Source organism: Variovorax sp. 20P10.2.4 (genome assembly GCF_058244205.1).
Genome location: NZ_JBZAYE010000660.1, coordinates 1 through 3,884, shown reverse-complemented (window position 1 = coordinate 3,884; position 3,884 = coordinate 1). Strand labels below are relative to the sequence as shown.

At 73.0% G+C, this 3,884-nt stretch carries 1 protein-coding gene; it reads right to left on the bottom strand.

The features are described from left to right. Positions 1-3,884, bottom strand: a 3,884-nt coding sequence (locus tag AC27VN_RS35195) for a glucoamylase family protein (protein ID WP_490879608.1), incomplete at both ends; no start/stop codon positions are given.

Below are 3,884 nucleotides of genomic sequence, written 5' to 3'. Positions count from 1 at the left end.
CCGTCGGCGGTGAACACCACGCGCGCCATGCTCGACAGCGCCGCGCGCTCGGCGGCCGACACCTCCTGCTCGTGCAGCAGGTAGAAGCCGGCCGTGTCGTTGCGCGGAAAGCTGTTGCGGGTCTGCTGCAGCACGCGCTGGCGCAAGGTCTCGATCTCGCGCTGCAGCGACAGCAGGTAGGAGGCCGGCTCGCCGTTGATCACCACCAGGTCGCAGGCCACGCCGCCGAAGCCCCACCATGGTTGCGCGCGCAAGAGCGCATTGACCAGGCCCATGCCGCTCACCGAATGGATCAGCACCAGCACGATCGGCTTGTCGCCCGAGATGCCGAAGCGCCAGATCTGCCGCAGGTCGAACAGGCCGCGCTCGCCCATCGGGCGTGGCGTGGTGTAGGTGAGGATGGTGGTGAGGTCCTGCAGCGCCACGTTCTGCGCGGGCGTGATCGTGAGGTCGCGCAGCCGCACCTGCGCCAGCGTGGCGGCCATACGCTTCGTGCGCTCCACGTGCATCGGCTCGAGGTAGCGGTCGATGGTGGGCATCAGCGCCTCGATGCTGTCGTCGGCCGCGGTGGCGAAGCCCAGCCGCGCGGTGGCGCCCGGCGCGATCGACAGCCGCACGCGCAGGCAGGCGATGGGATCGAGGCCGTTGATGGGCGCGCCGGTGGCATCGAGCGGCTGCATGTCGATCGCCGGCGCCGCCAGCGTGCGGTTGCGGCCGACGAAGGCGCGCCGGTCGGTCATGCAGTCGATGGCGATCACGTGGGCATCGACAGAGGCCACGAAATGCACGGCCGCCACCGCCGGATCGCCCTGCAGCCGCGGCCGGCGCGACATCAGCAGCGCGCGCAGGTCCGGGCGCCAGCGCGACTCGACGAACAGGTTGGCGAAGGCCGGATGGGCCTCGTCGGCCTTGGGGTTCGAGAGCACAGGCTCGAAGTACGAGAACAGCTCGAGCGTGCGCGTGCGCTCGCCGGTGTTCTGCAGCGTGATGCTGCGCAGCTCGGTGTCGTCCTCGGGGCTGATCAGCACCGTGGTGCGCACCTGCAGGCCCGGCCCGCTGGCATCGAACTGCACCTGGTCGGCGAGGAAGCGGGTGCGGTAGTCCCAGTCGATGCCGGGCGCGGGCAGCGCGGTCAGCGAGACGGGCGTGTCGTTCGCGTCGTCGCGCAGGTAGAAGAAGGTGCCGTAACCGTCGCGCAGCGGGTCGTCGCGCCAGCGCGTCACGTTGAACGAGCGCCAGCGGCTCACGCCGGCGCCGCTGGCGCGCAGCGCCACCGTGTAGCGGCCGTTCGACAGCAGGTGCGTGGGCTGCGGGCCCGGCGCCAGCGGGTCGACCAGCCGCGGCTGGAACATCGGCGGCAGCTCGCCGCGGCTGGGCTCGGGCGGCGAACGCGGGTCGGCGCTGCCGATGATCTGGCGCGGCGTGCGCTCGTGCAGCAGCGAGAGATGCGCCTCCACCACGGCCGCGCTGCCGAACCAGCGGCGCGGCGCGTCGTCGCGCAGCACGTTGCACAGCGCCACCAGGGTCATGCCCTGGTGGTGCGCCATGAAGTTGCGCACCACGGTGAAGGCCTGGCCCTCGTGCTGGCGCGAGGCGGTGAAGTCGACCGCGTCGTGGAAGCCGTAGGCGCCGCGCGCGCCCAGCGATTCGAGCAGCCGCAGGTTGTCGGTCGCCTCGGCCGGCGCGAGCACCGCGGCCAGCGCGCTCGCATAGGGCGCCACCACGCGGTCGGTGGGCGGCGTGCGGCGCAGCGCGAGCCGCGGCACGCCGAAAGGCGCGTACTGGTAGGCCAGCGAATGGTCGCGGCCGTGATAGGCCGACTCCGACACGCCCCAGGGCAGGTCCTGCGCGCGCGCGAAGGCGCGGTGCTCGGCGATGGCGGCGGCATTGGCCACCTGCAGCAGGCCGTCGTCGGGCTCGGGCATCACCAGCGAGGGCATCAGGTACTCGAACATCGAGCCCGACCACGACTTGAGGCCGGGCCGGAAGCCCACCAGCAGGAAGGGCCGGCCCAGCGCCATCCAGTGGCGCCGCGGCACGTCGGCCTTGGCGATCGCGAGGAAGCTCAGCAGCCGCGACTCCGAGGCCATCAGGTCGTAGTAGCTGGCGTCGAGCACGTCGTCGTCCACGCGCAGCCCGATGTGGAACAGGTGCCGCTTCGGGTCGTAGAGGCCGCGGAAGTCCATGCCGTCGCTGAGCGCCTCGCAGCGCCGCGCGAGCGCCTCGAGGGCCTCGCCGTTCGGTGCCCCGGCCGCGCCGCCGCCGGCCGCGTCCTGCGCCGCGAAGGCACGGCAGGCCTGTGCCACCGCGATCAGGTGGCCGGCCAGGTTGCCGCTGTCCACGCTCGAGACGTAGGCCGGCGCCAGCCGCTCGAGCGTGCGCGTGTCGTACCAGTTGCACAGGTGGCCCTGGTGCTTGTGCAGCCGGTCGACGCTGCCGAGCGTGGCCGTCAGCCGCGCCACCAGCTCGGTGCTGCCGATCCAGCCGAACTCGCGCGCGCAGGCGGCCGCCAGCAGGTACATGCCGATGTTGGTCGGCGAGGTGCGGTGCGCCAGGGCCGGCTCGGGATCGGTCTGCAGGTTGTCGGGCGGCAGGTGGTTGTCCTGCGCGCCGACCACGTGCTCGAAGAAGCGCCAGGTGTCGCGCGCCAGCGCCTCGAGGTAGTCGCGCTGGCCGGTGTCGAGCGCGTCGGGACGCCCGGTTTCGACCCGGCTGCCCCACCAGGCCGCGACCGGCGCCAGTGCCCACAGCACGAACAGCAGCGGGGCCAGCACCGGCCAGTCGCTGTAGTGCGCGGCCACGGCCAGCAGCAGGCAGGCCCCCCCGACCGCGCCGCCACCGCGCAGGAACGCGGCCAGGCGCTGGCTCGACTGGGCCTGCGATTGCGCGGCGGTGGTCCATTGCAGCAGGCGCCGCCGGCTCACCAACAGCCGCCAGAGCGCGCGCGCCATCGCGTCGAGCAGCATCCGCGCCTGCGCGGCGAGTTGCACGAACTGCCAGGCCGCGCCGGCCAGGGCGCGCAGCAGCTCGACCGCGCCGACGTCGAAGAAGTGGCGCAGCTCGATCGCGCGCCGCGTCGGCACCAGCCCGGCCAGCGCGCCGAGCACCGGGCCGATGGTCAGCCCCGCGGCCACGGCCAGCAAGGTCCAGCCCAGCGGCAGCGCATGCGTGAACACCACCAGCACCAGCAGCGCGAACGAGGCCGGCACCACCATCGAACGGCGCAGGTTGTCGCCCATCTTCCAGAGCCCCACGCCGTCGATGCCGTAGTGGCGGGCGCGCCACATCAGCGGCAGCAGCTGCCAGTCGCCGCGCACCCAGCGGTGCACGCGCGAGGCGAACACGCCCGCGTGGTGCGGGAAGTCCTCCACCAGCACCAGGTCGTTCACCACCGCGCAACGCGCCATCGCGCCTTCGAGCAGGTCGTGGCTCAGCACCGCGTCGTCGGGCAGCCGGCGGTCGAGCACCGCATGCACGGCACGCACGTTGAGCAGGCCCTTGCCGGTGAACGAGCCGCTGCCGAAGACGTCCTGGTACACGTCGGAGGCGCTGTTGCTGTAGGGATCGAGCCCGCAGGCGCCCGCGAAGATCCAGCGGAACAGCGAGCGCTCCTCGCGCGGCCCGAAGGGCGTGACGATGCGCGGCTGCAGGATGCCGTAGCCGCTGACCACGCGGCGGCGCGCGGCATCGACACGAGGCGCGTTGAGCGGATGCGCGGCGACCGCGACCAGCTCGCGCAGCGCGCCGGGCGGCAGCACGGTGTCGCTGTCGAGCGTGAGCACGTAGGGCGTGCGGCCGGTCGCGAAGCTGCCGGGCACCAGCGGCAGGAAGCCGTCGGCCTCGCCCTGCGCCAGCAGGCGCAGCAGCATCTCGAGCTTGCCGCG